Raw genomic sequence first — 19,905 nt, forward strand, 5'->3', positions numbered from 1 at the left:
CCCTGCCTGCCGGAAGGCAGGTCTAACGAAAAGCAAAGCCCCAATACAACATTAAAGAAAATAAATTATGCCAGGATTTGAATTATTTGGAGATTTAGAAAGAAAAGAAGTAAATGATGTTTTAGACAATGGCGTACTTATGCGCTATGGTTTTGATGGTATGCGAAAAGGCCATTGGAAATCTAAAGAGTTAGAAGCAGAATTACAAAAAACATTCCAATCAAAACACGTGCAACTAGTTTCAAGTGGTACCGCTGCAGTTTCGGTAGCATTAGCCTCAGCTGGTGTTGGAGCTGGAGATGAAGTGATCATGCCAACCTTTACATTTGTAGCCAGTTTTGAAGCGATTATGATGTTAGGAGCAATTCCAGTACTTGTAGATATTGATGATACTTTAGGGTTAAATCCAGCCGCAGTAGAAAAAGCTATAACACCCAAAACAAAAGCCATTATGGTGGTTCAAATGTGCGGAAGTATGGGAGATATGGACGCTCTACAAACAATTTGTAATAAATATAATTTGTTGTTAGCAGAAGATGCATGTCAAGCTATAGGCGGAACTTATAAGGGAAAGCCACTCGGGAGTATTGGTGATTTAGGTTGTTTCTCATTCGATTTTGTAAAAACGATAACATGTGGCGAGGGTGGAGCCGTTATTACTAATAATAAAGATTATTATTTGAACGCAGACCATTATAGCGATCATGGGCATGACCATATTGGTAATGATAGAGGGGCTGAAACCCATCCATTTTTAGGTTATAATTTTCGAATTTCAGAACTACATGCAGCAGTTGGTTTAGCACAAGTAAAACGTTTACCTGAGTTTTTGGACATTCAAAAAAGAAATTTCAACATTATTAGAGAGGCTTTTACAGATATTCCAGAAGTTACATTTAGAACTGTGCCAGAAGGAGGTGAAGAGAGCTGTGCCTTTTTAAATTTCTTTATGCCAGATTTAGAAACATCTAGAAAAGTAATTCAAGGTTTTAAAGAAGGTGGGGTAGATGCATGCTGGAATTACTATGATAATAGCTGGCATTATATACGTAAATGGGATCATTTAAAAGAATTAAAGTCCTTATTTCCAATTACAAAAGAGGTCCAGCAAGGTTTGGAATATTTAAAAACTAAAGAGTTTAAAATGTCTGATCACTATATTGCTAGAAACATTTCATGTTTAATAAAATTATCTTGGACAAAAGAAGAAGTTCAAGAACGAGCAAATAGAATGGCTCAAATAATTAAAGAAGTTAAATAGTCTAAATTTTAAGACACCTGTATTGTTTTTGTATGGGCGATACTTTTTAGTTTTTATGAACTTGATGGTAGTTTTGTGATTCAAGCTATTAAACATGAAAAGAGACTACTTTATTTTACTTATAATTACAATTCTAATTTCTCAAATATCAGTAGGGCAACAAATGCCTATCGATTTTGAAGATGGCTCAGATAATTTTAGTGTTTGGGGAGGAAGTACGTTTGCTAATGCACAATCTCCAACAGACTCAAATAATTCCGTTGGACAATTTTTTCGTTCGAGTTCTGCATTAGAACAAGGGCAGTATATTGATTTAGTTAGATCTATTGATTTAGATGTAGATAATACGATAACATTAATGTTTTATGCATTCGATCCTAATCTACATAATGTTGTTCTTAAGTTAGAGCTTGGAGTAAATTCAGATATTGAAATAGCAATAAATTTGACCTCACAGAATACTTGGACAGAATTAACTTATGATTTTTCAACTATTGGTGGTAGCGGTAAATATGATAGATTAACTATTAGAATAGATGATGGTAGTTCTGTGCCTGGGACTTTTTTAATAGACGATATTGACGATGGTTCTGTACCAACAGACCCGAATGCTATAGATGTTGAATATACAGATTTAGTTTGGGCTGATGAATTTGACACATCTGGAAAGACTGCTATCAGTGCAACTAATTGGTTTCACCAAACTCAATTACCAGCTGGAGGAAACTGGTTTAACGGGGAAGAACAACATTATACAAACCGCATAGAAAACTCGTTTGTAGAAAATGATAATTTAAATATTGTTGCCATTAAGGAATCGTTTACTGATCAAGGAGAAACTAAACAATTTACATCAGCAAGGTTAAATTCTAAATTTGCATTTACCTATGGAAGAGTTGACGTTAGAGCTAAATTGCCGTTCGGTGATGGAACGTGGCCAGCAATTTGGACATTAGGTAAGAACATTAATGAAAGTGGGGCTTATTGGCAGACCCAAGGTTTTGGCACAACAAGTTGGCCTGCATGTGGAGAAATAGATGTTATGGAGCATGGGTTGGGTGCTGTAAACCATACATCGAGTGCGTTGCATACACCTTCAAGTTCTGGAGCTACAGTAAATACAGCATCACAAGTACTTAGTGATGTAGCCAATAATTATCATATTTATTCAATGAATTGGTCTCCTAATCAAATTACCTTTTTAGTGGATGGGGTTGGTTACTATACCTATAACCCTGCAATTAAAGATGCTAGTACATGGCCATTTGATGAAGACCAATATATTTTGTTAAACATTGCTATGGGGGGTATAGCTGGAACGATAGATTCAGGTTTTACACAAAGTGCTATGGTTATTGATTACGTTCGAGTTTATCAAGACGCACCCTTGGGCATAGAAGATATTACTGCAAATAAAGTTCGTGTTTTTCCTAATCCAGCGAGCGCAAAAATAAACTTACGCACTAATTTGGATATTGATTATGTTGAAGTTTATGATGTTTTTGGCAAATTTATACATAGAGATTCCGCAGCTGATAAATCTATTAAAGTAAATGGTTTAAGCTCTGGATTATATTTGCTTAATATTTATTCGAATGGTTCTAGAATAGTTAAAAAGGTAGTTGTAAATTAATATTTTACATACTCAACTATTTCTAACCCATAACCAATTAAACCGACACGTTTAGTCTGTTCAGCATTAGAAATTAATCGAAGTTTATGAATGTTTAGGTCATGCAGTATTTGCGCTCCAATGCCAAAATCACGGATATCCATATTTACCCGAGGCGCTTTAGTAACCTCATTACTTGTTTGGTGTTCCTTCAAGTAAATTAGGCGTTTTAAAATATTCATGGATTGAGATTCCTGATTAATAAATATGATGGCGCCTTTACCTTCACTGTTAATTACTTGAAACATATCTTCTAACTGCTTATCAACATTATTTGTTAATGTACCCAGAATATCATTATTTATTAAAGTAGAATTTATTCTAGTCAGTACCTTGTCATTGTCTTTCCATTGCCCTTTTGTAAGTGCTATATGTACCTGATTATTAGTTGTTTGCTGGTAGGCACGTAATCTAAAACTTCCAAACCGAGTTTCTATTTCAAAATCTTCCTTTTTCTCGATTAAGGAATCGTGTTGCATACGATATGCAACTAAATCTTCTATAGATACAATCTTTAAATCTAAGTTTTTAGCAACTTCAATTAGCTCAGGTAAACGTGCCATCGAGCCATCTTCATTCATTATTTCAACAATAACACCTGCTGGTTCTAGACCTGCTAAACGCGCAAAATCTATGGCCGCCTCTGTATGGCCTGTACGTCTTAAAACACCACCTTCTTTTGCCACTAACGGAAAAATATGCCCAGGACGTGCTAATTCAAATGGTTTAATATCAGAATTAATCAAAGCTTTAATGGTTTTCGATCTATCACTAGCCGAAATACCTGTAGTAACACCGTTACCTCTTAAATCTACCGAAACAGTAAAAGCAGTTTCCATAGGATCTGTATTATTACGAACCATCATGCCTAATTCTAACTCTTTACATCTAGTTTCCGTAAGAGGAGCACATATTAAACCACGACCATGCTTTGCCATGAAATTAATCATCTCTGGTGTAACCTTATCGGCTGCAGCTACAAAATCTCCTTCATTTTCACGATTTTCATCATCTACAACAATAATGACCTTGCCATTTCTAATATCATCAATGGCATCATGAATTGAGTCTAGTTTAAAAGTTACGGTTTTAGTTGTCATGGTTTTTTCAATAATCATAGCGCAAAGATATTGCTTATTTTAAACTATCTAAACAATTCAATCTTAAGTCTTCTTTCATTTTCGCTTTTAAGAAAACATAAGTTATCATGTAAAGAGGCATTCCAATTAATAAAAGTATAGAATTAGGAGCATTTCTTTTGATGTGTTTGTAGAAGCTAAATAAATTTAAAATAGATTTGATATAGTATAATACATATAAAAACAGAGATACCAAACTAAGTTGAATAGAGGCTGAAGCTAAAGAAGGCAACTTATTATTTTTGAAAACAAAGAAGAGCACTAATAAAACAGCTGCTATTGAAAATAGGGTAATTGCAAACTGTGAATGTTCTTTATAGTTTTTTGCTATGCTTTCAGTTTTGTCAAATGTATTATGAATTGATAACCCTGCTTCTCTTAATTCTGAAATTGAATAACCTCTTTGTTCTAATATTTTTATGGCTTCATAACGTGTATTTTCATCATGACCTAAGCTTTCATAATTTTTAATAACATCAATTAATTCTTCATTCTTATAAGAGGATAAGAACTTATAATCTACTTTGTCCTTTTCTTTTATTTTAAATATTTTCTTTATTGGTTCTATAATGTTTCCTACTTCAAATAAACCTCTATCTGCAGTGGCACGTCTTGTTAAATATACACCTAGCGGTAGCATGACAAGCGTAGAGAACCAACTTGCTAAGATCGGGTTGAAATTACCAGTTTTAGCACTATTCGTAGCAAAAATACCTATAAAATGATAAGTTAAAAACAATAGAATTGCAATAACCATTGGCAGCCCAATACCACCTTTACGTATTAATGCTCCAAGGGGAGCACCAACAAAAAACAAAATAACACAGGCAAAACCAAGTGCTAGTTTTTCATGGAATGAGATAATGTGTTTTTTAAAATTAGTTTTAGAAAGTTTGACGGTGTTTTCTTTAGAGACAATAATTTGCTTTGTACTGTTAAAGGAATTTAAGGCAATATTTACTATTTGAGATTTGCTTTTCGTTTCATATAAATCTAAAAGATTGTCAACAAAAATTGAGTCCTGACTAACTTGTTCTTCTTCAATTATTTTTGATGGGCTAAAATTACTAATGCTTTTTCTTAAATTGTTTATGTTAGTACGTTGATATAGTGTTGATGCAAACGACTCATAATCAGACTGATATTTATTAGATAAAGAATCAATAGCCTTGTCTAAACCGCTTAAATTAAGCATGTTATATTTGTCTGAATAAGACTTTTCGTCTATGTCTACATTATTTAATTTGGTTAAATCAATATTAATAATGTATTTCTTAAAGGTGCTTTTTGCAAAGGGTTTCTTTTTTCTTGCAACTGCTTTTTTAGGTATGATGTCATTATAATAATTACCATCAAATAAAATAAGCTTTAACACATTGGAGCTTTCTTTACCTACAAGTTCTCCATTATTTGCTTTTATGGTTGTAGCATTGGTTCTGCCATCTGCTGCTTTAATATGAATTATAACATCATGAAGATATTGACCTCGTTCACCACTTTTATCTACAAACTTAATATTGTAATTACCTACGGGATTAAATTGTCCTTTAGCTAATAGCATGGCAGGTTTAAGCTTTGCAATATTTTTACGTAGGTTATAAGAATTGTATTCTGCCCAAGGGATAACATTATTAGAAAATAAGAAGGTGGTAAAACCTAGTATTACGATAAAAACACTTAACCCAGACATGGCACGCTGTAAAGAAATCCCTGTGGATTTCATAGCTGCAAATTCATAGTTTTCGGCAAAATTCCCAAAAACCATGATAGATGACAGTAGAATAGTTAATGGAAGAACTAGCGGGATAAGTTTAGGAAGAAAATAAAATATGAACTTAAAAACTACCCCTATATCCAAGTCTTTGCCTGCTAATTCTTTTATATAAAGCCAAATAGTCTGTAATACAAAAATCAGCATGAGAATTAAAAACACGCTGATAAAAGTCTTAAGGTAGGAGGTTAGTATGTAGCGGTCTAGTATTTTCAATCTAGTTTGTTGATGTAATAATCACTGTATTTATTCTCATCAAAAGTAAATATGGTTTTTGATAGCGTTTCGTTTGTTTTGAAAGAATTAACGGTAAGTGTCGTTTTAGTGCCGTTTTTCCCATTCTGTATTAGATTATAAATATGTTTAGTATTAGAATCAATACCAAGTAAAATATGCTTTATTTCTGAGTTACTGTCAATAGGTACTAATTTTACATATTGAATTTTTCTACCCTTAACACTTTGCTCAATATCTAATTCATAGGTATATCCGTCTTCATAGAAAGATAGCATTTTGCTAGGTGTGATACTATCGTCTTCATCATTATCTGAAGATATAGTTACTTCTTCATCCTCTGGACTAATATTATACATTGTTTTACCATCAAAAATCCTGGTTACACCTAGAATGTTCAAAATGTATTTATCTCCTTGCATTATAACATCACCTCGAGTTTCTTGTTTTATGTTTTCGGCAGTATTTTCTAATACGTATTTAAAATCAATAGCTATATTATCATAGCTTTTAACTTTTTCTGAAACTTCTTTTAGCAATGCTTTCCCTTTATTTGAATCTTGAGCAAAACCATTAAAAGTTAAGGCAATAATTAATATGGTTACAATATTTTTCATCTTTAATCTAAATTTCGTTATCTAAAAGATTGTCTAAAGCAATTAAATCTGTCACTAAAACCTGTCTCGCTTTACTGCCTTCGAAAGGACCAACAATACCGGCAGCTTCTAATTGATCTATGAGTCTACCAGCTCTATTATAACCTAATTTTAGCTTTCGTTGCAACAAGGAAGCTGAACCTTGTTGTGCGGTTACAATAACAATTGCGGCGTCTTTAAACAATTTATCTCTGTCTGAGATATCTATATCAAGACTTGTGCCACTTTCTTCACCAACATACTCTGGTAAAAGATAGGCATCTGGATACGCTTTTTGAGAACCAATATAGTCGGTTAGTTTTTCAATTTCAGGTGTATCTACAAACGCACATTGCACACGAATAACATCGTTTCCTTGAGTGAAAAGCATATCTCCACGTCCAATTAATTGGTCAGCACCAGAACCATCTAATATAGTTCGAGAGTCAATTTTAGAGGTTACTCTAAATGCAATACGTGCTGGAAAATTAGCTTTAATTATACCAGTAATTACATTAACAGAAGGCCGTTGAGTTGCAATTATTAAATGAATACCAATAGCACGCGCGAGTTGTGCTAAACGGGCGATAGGGGTTTCAACTTCCTTTCCAGCAGTCATTATAAGATCTGCAAACTCGTCGACAACTAAAATAATGTATGGCAAAAATTGATGCCCATCATTAGGATTAAGTTTGCGTGCTTTAAATTTTGTGTTGTATTCTGCTATGTTTCTACACATAGCATTTTTTAGAAGCTCATAGCGGTTATCCATTTCAATGCATAAAGAATTTAATGTATTGATAACCTTTGTGTTGTCTGTAATAATTGCTTCTTCACTATCTGGTAATTTTGCTAAATAATGACGCTCTATTTTGTTGAATAAAGTAAGCTCTACTTTTTTAGGATCTACTAAAATGAATTTAACTTCGGCTGGGTGTTTCTTATAAAGTAACGATGTTAAAACGGCATTTAAACCAACTGATTTACCTTGTCCAGTAGCACCAGCCATAAGTAAGTGAGGCATTTTTGCAAGGTCTACCACAAAAGTTTCATTACTAATAGTTTTACCAAGGGCTATTGGTAATTGCATTTCTGAACTTTGAAATTTTTTAGATGCAATAACAGATCGCATCGAAACAATAGTAGAATTTTTATTTGGCACTTCAATACCAATGGTTCCTTTTCCAGGAATAGGAGCAATAATACGAATACCAAGTGCCGAAAGAGACAACGCAATATCATCCTCTAAATTTTTGATTTTTGAAATTCTAACACCCGCTTCTGGTACGATTTCATATAAGGTTACTGTTGGACCAATCGTGGCTTTTATACTTGCAATTCCAATTTTATAATTATTGAGTGTTTCAACAATTTTATTTTTGTTTTCCTCTAATTCTTCTTGATTAATAGTAATTCCCTCAGTATCATACTTCTTTAGCAAATCAATAGGAGGGAACTGGTAATTACCTAATTCTAAAGTTGGGTCAAATAATCCGAAGTCTTCAACAAGTTTATTAGATAAATTATCAGTTTCAGAGAGTTCTTCTTTTACCGTTTCAACTTCCATTTCAAGTTCTTCTTCTATTACATCGTCATTTTTAACTTCAACTTCTAGTGGAGTTATAGGTTTGTCATCTTTTTTAGGAGTAATGTTTGTTGGTTCTTCTTTTTTTAGCGGAATTTCAAAAGCGGTTTTAATAGCTTCGGCTTCTTCAGATAAATTATTATCTACGGTTACGACAAAATCATCTTCCGATTCATTCTTAAATTCACTTTTAAAATCATTTTTTGCAGATTTAAATAGCTTTACAAAGCTTTGTACTGTTATTTTAAAACGAATGGCTAAATATGTAATAAGACCAAAAAGAAGAAGCACGATAGCCCCTATTTTACCAATAAAGTCCTGCAGAAACGTATTTACTTCAAACCCAATAGTGCCACCAAGCAAATCATTTTTATTTGCAAAAAAGCCAAGTAATGTTGAAAGCCAAATAACTATTAAAGTTCCCCAAAACCAATGAGTTCTTAACTTAGACTTATTAATATCCATTAATACATATATTCCAGATAAGAATATTAAACCTGAAAAAATGAATGATGAAATACCGAAACCACGTTGTATAAAGAAGTCACTTAACCAAGCCCCAGCTTTACTTAGCCAATTCTCGGTTTGAATTTCACGTGATAAAAAACTAGAAATAGCACTTTGATCTGATTTACCTGTAAAAAAGAACGATACAAATGCTATGAATAATAAGACACCAAATAGAACCAAGAAACTACCAAATATGAGTTTTTGCTGGCTGTTTAACTTAAAACTGGGCATTTTAAGTTTCTTTTTTGGTGTTGACTTAGTCTTACTTTTTTTCTTCGCCATTAACGACATGTTGGTTTAAGCAAAAATACAAATTACTAACGTTTATCCTAAGGGTAATAGTATTTTAAAAAATCTTTGGAAGATAAATAATCAAACCTATAATGCTAGCAAAAACTGCTGCGATAAATACGGCCCCTGCCGCTATATCTTTAATAAGTCCGATTTTTTTATGGTGTTCTGGATGAATAAAATTAGCTATCTCTTCAATTGCTGTATTTATTCCTTCAATACTCATCACCAAACCAATGGCTAAAATTTGTACTATCCATTCAATAGAAGAAATATTAAAAAAGAACCCTGCGGCAGTAACTAATAAAGCTAATACACATTGAATTTTAATACTTGCTTCTGTTTTTAAAAGCAATATGGCGCCTTTAAAAGCATAGCCCACACTTTTTATCCTGTTTGAGAAAAAAGATCCTTTTTTTGTCATTTAATAAGAGTGACTACAATGCTCCTAATGCAGCTTCGTAATTTGGTTCTTGACCTATTTCTGGAACTTGCTCCGTATAAATAACTTTACCATTAGCATCAGCAATAATGACACTTCTAGAAAGTAGAGCATCAAAAATACCATTGAGCATAATTAAGCCGTAGTTTTTTCCAAATGCACCATCTTTATAATCAGATAGCATGACAACATTTTCAAGACCTTCAGCAGCACAAAACTGCTCTTGGCTAAATGGAAGATCTCTAGAAATACAAAGTACTTTAGTGTTTTCTAATTCAGCGGCAGCTTTATTAAAGTTTCTCACAGAAGCAGAACAGACTCCTGTATTAACACTTGGAAAAATATTTAGTACTAGTTTGTGACCTTTAAAATCTTCAAGTGTTTTTGTTGAAAGATCTATAGCTGTTAATTTAAAATCTAGAAGTTGCGATCCAATTTCTGGAAGATTTCCAATAGTTTCAACTGGATTTCCACCTAATGTTATATTTGCCATTTTTTTTGTTTTTTTAATGAGGTTTAAAAGTAAGCATATAAAATTGTAAAAAAAGATAAATTTTTAAAAAGCTATAAAAATTACTTCAATCTATTAAAGATATAAGTCACTATAAATTTTTTCAATTAAAACATAATTTATTAAAATATTAAAGGCTTGAGTTTTGGTAAGTAATTAGTAAATTTATAGGGTAACTAATTAAAACAAAATACCAATGGGAAATAATAATGACGACATAGCTAAATGTCCATTTATGAGTGGAGCTCAAAAAAAACCTGCAGGTGGCGGTACATCAAATAGAGATTGGTGGCCTAACGAGCTTAAGCTGAATATTTTACGTCAAAATGCTTCTAAAAATGATCCATTTGGGGTCGATTTTAATTACGCAGAAGCTTTTAAAAGTGTTGATTTTACTGCGTTAAAAAAAGATGTTATTGAGTTAATGACAGATTCTCAAGATTGGTGGCCAGCAGATTATGGTCATTATGGTGGGTTTATGATTCGCATGGCTTGGCATAGTGCGGGTACTTATCGTGTTGGCGATGGAAGAGGAGGAGCAGGTTCTGGAACACATCGTTTTGCACCATTAAATAGTTGGCCAGATAATGGGAACTTGGATAAAGCACGCCTATTATTATGGCCAGTAAAAAAGAAGTATGGTAATAAAATTTCTTGGGCAGATTTAATGATACTTGCTGGGAATTGTGCATTGGAATCAATGGGCTTTAAAACGTTTGGTTTTGCTGGAGGACGTGAAGATGTTTGGGAACCAGAGCAAGATATATATTGGGGAAGCGAAAATCAATGGTTAGGAAATGACGAGCGCTACGATACTAGTGACGGTGATTTAGAGGGGCATTTAGGAGCGGTTCACATGGGACTTATTTATGTTAATCCTGAAGGACCTAATGGAGAGCCTGATCCTTTGAAATCGGCACATGACATAAGAATCACATTTGGGAGAATGGCAATGAATGATGAAGAAACGGTTGCGTTAGTTGCTGGCGGACATACTTTTGGCAAAGCACATGGAGCTGCAGACCCTGATAAATATGTTGGTGCTGAACCACATGGTGCTTCAATTGAAGAAATGAGTACAGGTTGGAAAAATACATTTGGTACGGGTGTTTTAGATGATACTATAACAAGTGGTTTAGAAGGACCTTGGACACCAAACCCAATTCAATGGGATCATGACTATTTTGATGTATTGCTAAATTACGAATGGGAATTAACAAAAAGTCCAGCGGGAGCACACCAATGGACACCTACGGCTGCTTCCAATGCAAGAATGGCACCAAAAGCAGGTGATGCTGATGGTAAACAAGCATTAATGATGTCTACTGCAGATATGGCATTAAAAAAAGATCTAGGATTTTTAGAAATATCTAAGCGATTCCATAAAGATCATGCCGCCTTCGAAGATGCTTTTGCGCGTGCGTGGTTTAAATTAACACATCGAGATATGGGACCAATCGATCGCTATTTAGGTCCTGAGGTACCGAGTGAAGAGTTGATTTGGCAAGATCCAATTCCTAAAGTTAATTATATATTAAGTGATTCTGATATAGAGTCTTTAAAGAAAATGGTATTAGCTTCAGGTTTATCTATTTCAGAAATGGTTAAAACAGCTTGGGCATCGGCTTCTACTTTTAGAGGTTCAGATAAAAGAGGAGGTGCTAATGGAGGAAGAATTCGTTTAGAGCCTCAAAGAAGTTGGGAAGTAAATAATCCTGAAGAATTAAATAAAGTTTTAAACGTTTTAGAAGGAATTCAAAGTGAGTTTAGTGGTTCTGTTTCTATGGCAGATTTAATTGTACTAGTTGGAAATGCTGGTGTTGAAGAGGCTGCTAATAATGCAGGTTATAATATAAGTGTTCCATATACTCAAGGCAGAGGAGATGCTTCTCAAGAGCAAACCGATTTAGAATCATTTAGTCATTTAGAACCTCTAGCAGATGGATTTAGAAATTACATAAATTCTAAACTTAATGTGGCAGGTGAAGATTTATTGGTTGATCGTGCTAATTTATTAACACTTTCAATTCCTGAAATGACTGTGTTAGTAGGTGGATTACGCGTTTTAGGAGCAAATTATGATGGCTCTAAACATGGTGTTTTTACAGATAATAGTGGAAGTCTAACAAATGACTTTTTTACAAATCTTCTAGATTTTTCAGTTACATGGAAAGCTGCTACTATGGAAGATAAAGAGTTTATAGGACGTGATCGAAAAACTGGAGCTATGAAATTTTCAGCGACTCGAGCAGATTTAATTTTTGGTTCAAATACAGAGCTAAGAGCTATTGCAGAAGTTTATGGAGCTAATGATGGACAGGAACGATTTGTTAATGATTTCGTTTCGGCTTGGGCTAAAGTGATGAATCTTGATAGATTCGATTTGACTTAAGATTAATATCTATAGTTATAAAAAAAGCCCAACTTATAAGTTGGGCTTTCTCTTTTTTTAAAAATATTTTTTAGTTACCTGCTGATAAATTTTTCATCTCTTTCTCAATCATGTCATAAAACTGATCAATTTTAGGAAGCACAACAATACGTGTTCGTCTATTTTTTGCTCTATTTTCAGCAGTATCATTATCTACTAATGGAACAAATTCAGCACGACCTGCAGCAATAAGTTGCTTAGGGTTAACACCAAGTTCTTGTAATACTCTAATAATTGAAGTTGAACGTTTTACACTTAAATCCCAGTTGTCTAGTAATGGCTCTTTGCTGTAAGAAACATTATCTGTGTGTCCTTCTACCATAGCTTCAAAATCGGGTTTACTATTGACTACTTTAGCAACTTTAGCTAATACTTCTTTAGCTCTACTTGTTACATTGTAGCTACCACTTTTAAATAATAATTTATCAGCAATCGAAATAAATACAACACCTTTTTCAACATTTACTTCAATATCTGGGTCATTTATACCAACCTCGCGTTTTAAGCTTGTTACTAAAGCTAGAGTCACACTGTCCTTTTTAGTAAGGGCATCCTGTAAACGTGTTATTTTTAAATCCTTTTCTTTAATACTTTCTAATGTTTTTTCAACATTACTTGCGCCTTTAGCAGATAATATTTGCAAGTTATCATTGCTTTTACGTAAATCTGCTATTTGCTCTTCAAGTGCTTTTGCTCTAGCTGTTGCCGAAGCTCTGTCCTCTAAGCATGCATTTAATTTTACTGTTGCAGAATTAAGTAAATCTTGCGTTTCTTTTTGTTTCTCTTCTAATGCTATAAATTCCTTTTTAGAAACACAAGAACTTAAAAATAGTAGTGATGATAAACTAAGTAATAAAATTTTTTTCATAATTATTTATGGATTAAATATTTGCGTTGTTAACTTCGACAAAAGTATATAAAAATCCGTTTAATGAAGAACTGTTAACAAAACTTTTACTAACTATTTATAAACTATTATAAATGACTTTTTTCTTTAAGAAATAAGCAATTACAATTGACTTAATTTGATAATAGTTCATCTTGCTTTTGGTATCTCTTCTCTGTTTAAGTAATCTTGGTAATGAGCCATAAAAACTGAAGTGCGCGTGAATAATAGCAATCGTGTGTTTAATTTTGAATTCTAGTAAAAACTTTATTCCAGCAAATCCATCCAATAATAGTCTTAAAAAAAGAGTAATAAATAAATTCCCGTTAGAGTTTTTTGTCAGGGTAAACAAACTATTTCTAAAATTTAGATAGGTTTTTGTCGGGTTATTTTCTTCTAATGTAGCACCTCCAACATGATAAACTTTAGATAATCCAACATATGTAATATGATGCCCCAAGTTTTTAGCGCGCCAACAAAGATCGATTTCTTCCATGTGGGCAAAATAGGTTTCATCAAAACCCCTTAGCGACTTGAAGGCAGCGCTTCTTATAAATAAACAAGCACCTGAGGCCCAAAAAATATCTGCTATATCATCGAATTGGCCTTCATCTTTTTCAACAGTACTAAAAATTCGTCCTCTGCAATAAGGGTAACCATACCTATCTATAAAACCGCCTGCTGCACCTGCGTATTCAAAATAGTCTTTTTGCTTATAGTCAAGTATTTTTGGTTGGATTATAGAAGTTTTAGAATCATCTATAAAAGTTTTTATTATTGGAGCAAGCCAGTTTTTAGTTACTTGAACATCACTATTTAGCAAACAAAAAATGTCAGCTTCAACTTTTCGCAAGGCTTCGTTGTACCCTTTTGCATAGCCACCATTAACTGAGTTTTGAATAACCTTAGCAAGTGGATAATTTGCTTTTAAAAAGGAAATTGAATCATCTGTAGAATTGTTATCAGCAACATAAATAGCTGCTTCTTTAGAGTGCTCGATAACAGACGGTAAAAACTGTTCTAATAGTTTTTTTCCATTCCAGTTTAATATAACGACAGCTATTTTCATTTTATGTAATCTGGAATTTCTTTTAAAAACTGATAGCGTTTATTTTCAAAATCCATTTGACAATAATAATGATTTATTCCATTGGTTACCATTAAATAAGTAGCTTTTAATTTAGAGTTATAGCGAGCAATTTGATTAAAAACACCTTGATCGATACTAATGCTAGGAGCTTTACATTCCACTATTAAGTGTATACTTCCATCAGAATTATAAATAACAATGTCATAACGCTTGCGCAAAGAATTAACGATTAGTTCTTTTTCAACATTAATTAAAGATTTAGGGAATAATTTTTCTAGAATTAAGAATTGCAAGCAATGTTGTCTAACCCATTCTTCTGGTTGAAGAATCACAAATTTTTTCCGAATATCATCAAAAATGGAAACTTTATTTTCGCTATTTTTGAATCGAAACGAATACTTTGGAAAGTTGAGTTCTTGCAAGAGAAGGGTTTTATATTTTTTCAAAGTTAATCTAGAAAACCATAAATAACAATTTCCAAGTACAAATTCCAATTCACACGTTTAGTTTTTGGGATTTCATATTAGTGAATTGAAAATTTAAAAGGAATTGGACGAAGTAAAGCAATTAGTAACCGATATTAAAAATGGAAATTTAAAGCCCATTTATTTTCTAATGGGCGAGGAGTCATATTATATTGATAAAATTTCAAATTTTATTGAATCAAATGTTTTAGCAGAAGAAGAACGCGGTTTTAATCAAATGGTACTTTATGGTCGTGATGTTTCTATAGAAGATATTATTGGAAATGCGAAACGATATCCAATGATGTCTGAATATCAGGTAGTTATTATTAAAGAAGCTCAAGAACTTTCTCGAACAATTGAAAAATTAGTGTCTTATGTTGATAACCCACAGCCTACAACGGTTTTGGTAGTTAATTATAAGTATAAAAAAATTGATAAACGTAAGGCACTATATAAGGCTATAAAAAAGGTTGGAGTTGTTTATGAAAGCAAAAAACTTTACGAAAATCAAGTAGCCGATTGGATTCGACGTGTTTTATCGCCAAAGGAATATACAATTTCTCCCAAAGCAGCTCAAATGCTTGTAGAGTTTTTAGGAACTGATTTGAGTAAGATTAATAATGAATTAGAAAAACTTCAAATAGTATTACCAAAAGGGAGTCAAATTACCCCAGAAATTATTGAGGAAAATATTGGTATCAGCAAAGACTACAATAATTTCGAATTACGTAAAGCTATTGGAGAAAAAAACATAGTTAAAGCACATCACATTGTTAAGTATTTTTCGGAAAACCCAAAGGACAATCCTATGGTTGTGACCGTGTCATTGTTATTTAATTTTTTTTCACAGCTTCTACATTTTCATGGTCTTTCTGATAAGTCTCCTAGAAGTGTTGCATCGGCATTAAGAGTAAATCCTTATTTTGTTAATGAATACATCAATGCGGCCAGAAATTACCCCATGCGTAAAGTGAGCCTGGTGGTTTCTACTTTGCGAGAGTTTGATTTGAAAAGCAAAGGTGTTGGGTCAAGCTCTGTACCCCAAGGAGATCTTTTAAAGGAATTGCTAGTTAAAATTTTAAATTAATTTTAATGCAACTAAATATTCATGATAGTTGGAAGCCTTACCTAAAAGAAGAGTTTTCTAAACCATATTTTAAGGAACTAGTTAGTTTTGTGGAATCTGAATATAAAACTCACACATGTTTTCCTCCCGAAGAGCAAATTTTTAATGCTTTTAATCATTGCCATTTTAATGATTTGAAAGTCGTAATTATTGGTCAAGATCCATATCATGGTTTGGGGCAAGCAAATGGTTTATGTTTTTCTGTTAATGATGGGATATCACATCCACCGTCATTAATAAATATATTTAAGGAAGTTGAAAATGATTTAGGAATTCCTTATCCAAAAAGTGGTAATTTGTTGAGATGGGCAGATCAAGGTGTGTTAATGCTAAATGCAACATTAACAGTAAGAGCGCATGAAGCTGGAAGTCACCAAAAAAAGGGGTGGGAAACTTTCACAGATGTCGTTATTCAATTAATAAGTAATAACAAGCAAGGAGTTGTTTTCTTGCTTTGGGGCGGTTACGCTAAACGAAAATCTAAATTAATTAATATGTCAAAGCACACGATACTACAAACCGGGCATCCATCCCCATTAAGTGCAAATAGAGGATATTGGTTCGGAAACAAGCACTTTAGTAAAACTAACTTCCAGTTGGAGCAAGCCGATTTGGAGCCGATTCTCTGGTAGTTCTTGGCGTAAAAACGATAGGTTTTTTTGCTATTTTTTGTCGCTTATTAGTATTACTACAACTAAATTTAAGTAATAAAAGGTTAAAGGCAACTAGTATTGTAAGACAGATAGTAATTGTTAATAACATAGGCATTTGGGATTAAAAACATCGACAAAGTACAAATAAATAAGATTAAATGCAAAATTTAACTGAAATTTTATCTTTGCGCAAAGATAATTAACATTATCCGTAGTGCAATACTCACTTCTAAGTATTTTTCACTAATTATAGAAAAGCTAAAATATACTTGGTATTTTGAAAGATTAATAGTTTTAGCTATTAAATTTTACTCAAAACTTCTTTATGTATCATAATAGAAATGGTTTTTAGCTTAAAATATGCCTCACTCATATAAATATAACCATCATTTCCTATGCTTTCAGGGTTTGTGCCCCATGAGTTCTTAACCTTATAATAAGTATTTCCATTTTGGTCTTGTACTAAACCAGTGATATGCATTAAATGGTCATCGGTAGTATTATAATTTTCAAACTCCTGTTGTCTAAATTCTGGAGAAATTGTTTTTTCCTTGGTTACTAAGTTTAATTCTTTTTCAGTTTTTGGCTCATCTTCAGGAATAATTGCAATTCCGTATTTTGATGAAAACGATTTTTCACTAACGTCACAATCCAATTCTATGGTATACCCATTTTCTAAAGCATGATTAGCAATACTTACCAATTTATCTAGCGGTACATTAAGGAATTGTCCATTCGAAAAATTATCAGGAATATTTAAAATAAACTCGCTATTATATGGTACATGGCTAAAAGAAGTTATTGAAATATAATCGTCAGGATTTATCTTTGTGAATTCTAAAAATGATTTGGGCGTGAAATCAACACCGTCAAAAGTGAAATGATTTATGTTTTTTCCTAAATAACTATCTAAGATATTATTTACTTCATCGCGCCAGTTAGTCGCATAATTTTTAGGGTTTTTGACATACCCCTTTAAAGTTTTCGATAATGTATCAACCAATTGTGAGTGATTATGATTTTTTTCTCCATTGTTTAATCCTGAGTATACTTCATTTGGGACAAGTCCATAATTTCTAACACTATTAATAACATCGTGAGCTAAACCACCTTCACTAAATTGAGCTTTTCCTTGACGCATAACATAAATCCAAGCTTTTTTTGGGTAAGTGTTTCGAACATTGTACATTTCAGATAAATCAATTTTTTTACCAGTAAGTCGAACAATTTCACTTTCTAAAAAAGACGAAGTAGAAAAGCTCCAACAAGTTCCTGTTCTACCTTGACTAATAACATCTGTAGCTTCTAAATCGATAATTGTTTTAAATTCATATGATTGAGAAAAGCATGCCAGTGATAAAGCAAATAAAAAAGCAAATGAAATATTATTTTTCATGAGTAAATAAGTGTTTTAATGAAATAAAATTTATTTTTGACTAAAATAATGAAAATGGACCAACCTAAATGGGTAACTGCTAAAGAATACCAAGATATTACGTATAAGAAGTGTAATGGTGTAGCCCGTATAGCTTTTAATAGACCAGATGTCAGGAATGCTTTCAGACCAAAAACTACAAGTGAATTATATGAAGCTTTTTATGATGCCAATGAAGATGTAAATATTGGGGTGGTGTTATTATCTGCAGAAGGGCCATCTACTAAAGATGGAGTTTATTCTTTTTGTAGTGGTGGCGATCAAAAAGCAAGAGGTCATCAAGGATATGTTGGTGAAGATGGCTATCATAGGTTAAATATACTTGAAGTACAACGGTTAATTCGTTTTATGCCAAAGGCAGTTATTGCTGTTGTGCCTGGTTGGGCAGTAGGAGGTGGACATAGTCTACATGTAATTTGCGATTTAACGTTGGCAAGTAAAGAACATGCTATTTTTAAGCAAACAGATGCAGATGTTACTAGTTTTGATGGTGGTTATGGATCAGCCTATTTAGCGAAAATGGTTGGCCAGAAGAAAGCAAGAGAAATATTCTTTCTAGGTAGAAATTACTCGGCACAAGAAGCTTATTATATGGGTATGGTAAATGCAGTAATACCCCATGATAAATTAGAAGATACCGCTTTTCAATGGGCTCAAGAAATATTGGCAAAATCTCCAACCTCCATTAAAATGTTAAAATTCGCTATGAATTTAACAGACGATGGAATGGTTGGGCAACAAGTTTTTGCTGGTGAGGCAACACGACTTGCCTATATGACAGACGAAGCTGTAGAAGGTAGAAACGCTTTCTTAGAAAAGAGAAAACCAAATTTTGATAAAAAATGGATTCCTTAATATGAAGAATGTATTATTGTGGATTTCCACGATGCGGTTAAGAACTTTGCCGCTTTCTGTTTCCGGAATTATTTTAGCATCCTGCTTTGCTGCCTATAATGGTTTTTTTGACTGGAAAATATTCGCTTTAGCCATCCTTACAACTTTAAGTTTGCAAATTCTATCGAACTTAGCTAACGATTATGGAGATGGAATCAAAGAAACAGACAATGATGACAGAATAGGCCCTGAGCGTGCTATACAGAGTGGTAAAATATCTCCTGATGAAATGTTTGATGCTATTAGAATTAATATATTAATTTCTATATTTCTGGCTTTTATGCTTGTTTTTTCGGCATTTGGAGTTAAACATTTTATACTAACAATGCTTTTCTTTTTACTTGGAATTGCATCAATAATTGCGGCAATTAAGTATACTATTGGAAATACGCCTTATGGCTATAGAGCTTTAGGAGATTTATTTGTTTTTATATTCTTTGGATTATTAAGTGTTATTGGATGTTATGTACTTTATGCTAAAGTAATAGACCATGTGGTTTTTTTGCCAGCATGTGCCATGGGCCTCTTAAGTGCAGCCGTTTTAAATTTGAATAATATGCGAGATATAAAGTCTGATAAAAAAGCTGCTAAGGTTACACTAGCTGTAAAATTAGGTGTTAAATATGTGAAAATTTATCATGCTACCTTAATAACTTTAGCTATTATTTTATCTGGGTTATTTGGTGTTTTATACTACACGTCCCCTTTTAATTTAATTTTTGTCGTGGCTTATATACCCTTATTAATACACTTAATTAAGGTAAATAAAATAACAGATTTCAAAGATTTTGATCCAGAATTGAAAAAGTTGGCACTAACCACTTTTTTATTAGCTCTTCTTATGGGAATAGGTCATTTATTATAAACTTTTT

At 32.8% G+C, this 19,905-nt stretch carries 17 protein-coding genes; 7 read left to right on the plus strand and 10 right to left on the minus strand.

Annotated features, from left to right (window positions below; all coding sequences use genetic code 11):
* Window positions 1-67 precede the first annotated feature (67 nt).
* Together AC2D6V_RS12490 and AC2D6V_RS12495 are read left to right on the plus strand one after the other, a co-directional pair.
* Complete coding sequence (locus AC2D6V_RS12490) at window positions 68-1,261, plus strand: DegT/DnrJ/EryC1/StrS family aminotransferase (protein ID WP_484648534.1); 1,194 nt, start codon at window positions 68-70, stop codon at window positions 1,259-1,261.
* A 94-nt stretch (window positions 1,262-1,355) separates the two neighbouring features.
* Entirely contained in the window at window positions 1,356-2,894 is a 1,539-nt protein-coding gene (locus AC2D6V_RS12495; RefSeq protein WP_484648535.1) for a glycoside hydrolase family 16 protein, read from the plus strand.
* Here AC2D6V_RS12495 and ribB read toward each other — a convergent pair.
* The 6 genes from ribB to tpx form a co-directional block, all read right to left on the minus strand.
* Entirely contained in the window at window positions 2,891-4,033 is a 1,143-nt protein-coding gene (ribB, locus tag AC2D6V_RS12500; RefSeq protein ID WP_484648839.1) for a 3,4-dihydroxy-2-butanone-4-phosphate synthase, read from the minus strand. The two genes, AC2D6V_RS12495 and ribB, sit on opposite strands and share 4 nt — an antisense overlap.
* Before the next feature lie 34 nt (window positions 4,034-4,067).
* Window positions 4,068-6,059, minus strand: coding sequence for an LptF/LptG family permease (locus tag AC2D6V_RS12505; protein ID WP_484648536.1), 1,992 nt, complete (start codon window positions 6,057-6,059; stop codon window positions 4,068-4,070).
* Window positions 6,056-6,694: an outer membrane lipoprotein periplasmic chaperone LolA1 gene (gene lolA1, locus AC2D6V_RS12510; protein ID WP_484648537.1), complete on the minus strand. Its 639-nt coding sequence runs from the start codon at window positions 6,692-6,694 to the stop codon at window positions 6,056-6,058. Before lolA1 ends, AC2D6V_RS12505 begins: the two co-directional genes overlap by 4 nt.
* Window positions 6,695-6,701: 7 nt before the next feature.
* Window positions 6,702-9,089 carry a DNA translocase FtsK gene (locus AC2D6V_RS12515; protein WP_484648538.1) on the minus strand — a complete coding sequence of 796 codons (2,388 nt, stop codon included), beginning with the start codon at window positions 9,087-9,089 and terminating at the stop codon, window positions 6,702-6,704.
* Window positions 9,090-9,153: 64 nt separating this feature from the next.
* On the minus strand, window positions 9,154-9,522 hold the full coding sequence (locus tag AC2D6V_RS12520; RefSeq protein WP_484648539.1) for a diacylglycerol kinase: 369 nt from the start codon (window positions 9,520-9,522) through the stop codon (window positions 9,154-9,156).
* Between the two features lie 13 nt (window positions 9,523-9,535).
* Window positions 9,536-10,033 carry a thiol peroxidase gene (gene tpx / locus AC2D6V_RS12525; protein ID WP_484648540.1) on the minus strand — a complete coding sequence of 166 codons (498 nt, stop codon included), beginning with the start codon at window positions 10,031-10,033 and terminating at the stop codon, window positions 9,536-9,538.
* A 214-nt stretch (window positions 10,034-10,247) separates the two neighbouring features.
* Here tpx and katG point away from each other — a divergent pair, with 214 nt between their 5' ends.
* The gene (katG, locus tag AC2D6V_RS12530) at window positions 10,248-12,443 is read left to right on the plus strand and encodes a catalase/peroxidase HPI (RefSeq protein ID WP_484648541.1); all 2,196 of its coding nucleotides are present in this window, start codon (window positions 10,248-10,250) and stop codon (window positions 12,441-12,443) included.
* 70 nt (window positions 12,444-12,513) lie between these two features.
* On the opposite strand, the gene AC2D6V_RS12535 is transcribed toward katG, so the two are convergent.
* From AC2D6V_RS12535 to AC2D6V_RS12545, 3 genes are all read right to left on the minus strand, one after another.
* Window positions 12,514-13,350, minus strand: coding sequence for an OmpA/MotB family protein (locus AC2D6V_RS12535; RefSeq protein ID WP_484648542.1), 837 nt, complete (start codon window positions 13,348-13,350; stop codon window positions 12,514-12,516).
* A 97-nt stretch (window positions 13,351-13,447) separates the two neighbouring features.
* Complete coding sequence (locus tag AC2D6V_RS12540) at window positions 13,448-14,437, minus strand: glycosyltransferase family 2 protein (protein ID WP_484648543.1); 990 nt, start codon at window positions 14,435-14,437, stop codon at window positions 13,448-13,450.
* Window positions 14,434-14,880, minus strand: a complete 447-nt coding sequence (locus tag AC2D6V_RS12545) for a type I restriction enzyme HsdR N-terminal domain-containing protein (protein WP_484648544.1) — start codon at window positions 14,878-14,880, stop codon at window positions 14,434-14,436. Before AC2D6V_RS12545 ends, AC2D6V_RS12540 begins: the two co-directional genes overlap by 4 nt.
* A gap of 127 nt (window positions 14,881-15,007) precedes the next feature.
* Between AC2D6V_RS12545 and holA the strand changes: the two genes are divergently transcribed.
* Together holA and AC2D6V_RS12555 are read left to right on the plus strand one after the other, a co-directional pair.
* Window positions 15,008-16,012 (plus strand): DNA polymerase III subunit delta, encoded by a 1,005-nt coding sequence (holA, locus tag AC2D6V_RS12550; RefSeq protein ID WP_484648545.1) that lies wholly within the window; start codon window positions 15,008-15,010, stop codon window positions 16,010-16,012.
* A gap of 5 nt (window positions 16,013-16,017) precedes the next feature.
* Window positions 16,018-16,683 carry a uracil-DNA glycosylase gene (locus tag AC2D6V_RS12555; protein WP_484648546.1) on the plus strand — a complete coding sequence of 222 codons (666 nt, stop codon included), beginning with the start codon at window positions 16,018-16,020 and terminating at the stop codon, window positions 16,681-16,683.
* Window positions 16,684-17,005: 322 nt separating this feature from the next.
* On the opposite strand, the gene AC2D6V_RS12560 is transcribed toward AC2D6V_RS12555, so the two are convergent.
* Entirely contained in the window at window positions 17,006-18,100 is a 1,095-nt protein-coding gene (locus AC2D6V_RS12560; protein ID WP_484648547.1) for a C1 family peptidase, read from the minus strand.
* 54 nt (window positions 18,101-18,154) lie between these two features.
* Here AC2D6V_RS12560 and AC2D6V_RS12565 point away from each other — a divergent pair, with 54 nt between their 5' ends.
* Both AC2D6V_RS12565 and menA read left to right on the plus strand, forming a co-directional pair.
* Window positions 18,155-18,994, plus strand: coding sequence for a 1,4-dihydroxy-2-naphthoyl-CoA synthase (locus AC2D6V_RS12565; RefSeq protein ID WP_484648548.1), 840 nt, complete (start codon window positions 18,155-18,157; stop codon window positions 18,992-18,994).
* Window position 18,995: 1 nt separating this feature from the next.
* Window positions 18,996-19,898 carry a 1,4-dihydroxy-2-naphthoate octaprenyltransferase gene (gene menA / locus AC2D6V_RS12570; RefSeq protein WP_484648549.1) on the plus strand — a complete coding sequence of 301 codons (903 nt, stop codon included), beginning with the start codon at window positions 18,996-18,998 and terminating at the stop codon, window positions 19,896-19,898.
* The last annotated feature ends 7 nt before the right edge of the window (window positions 19,899-19,905 follow it).

Source organism: Algibacter sp. YIN40 (genome assembly GCF_057219435.1).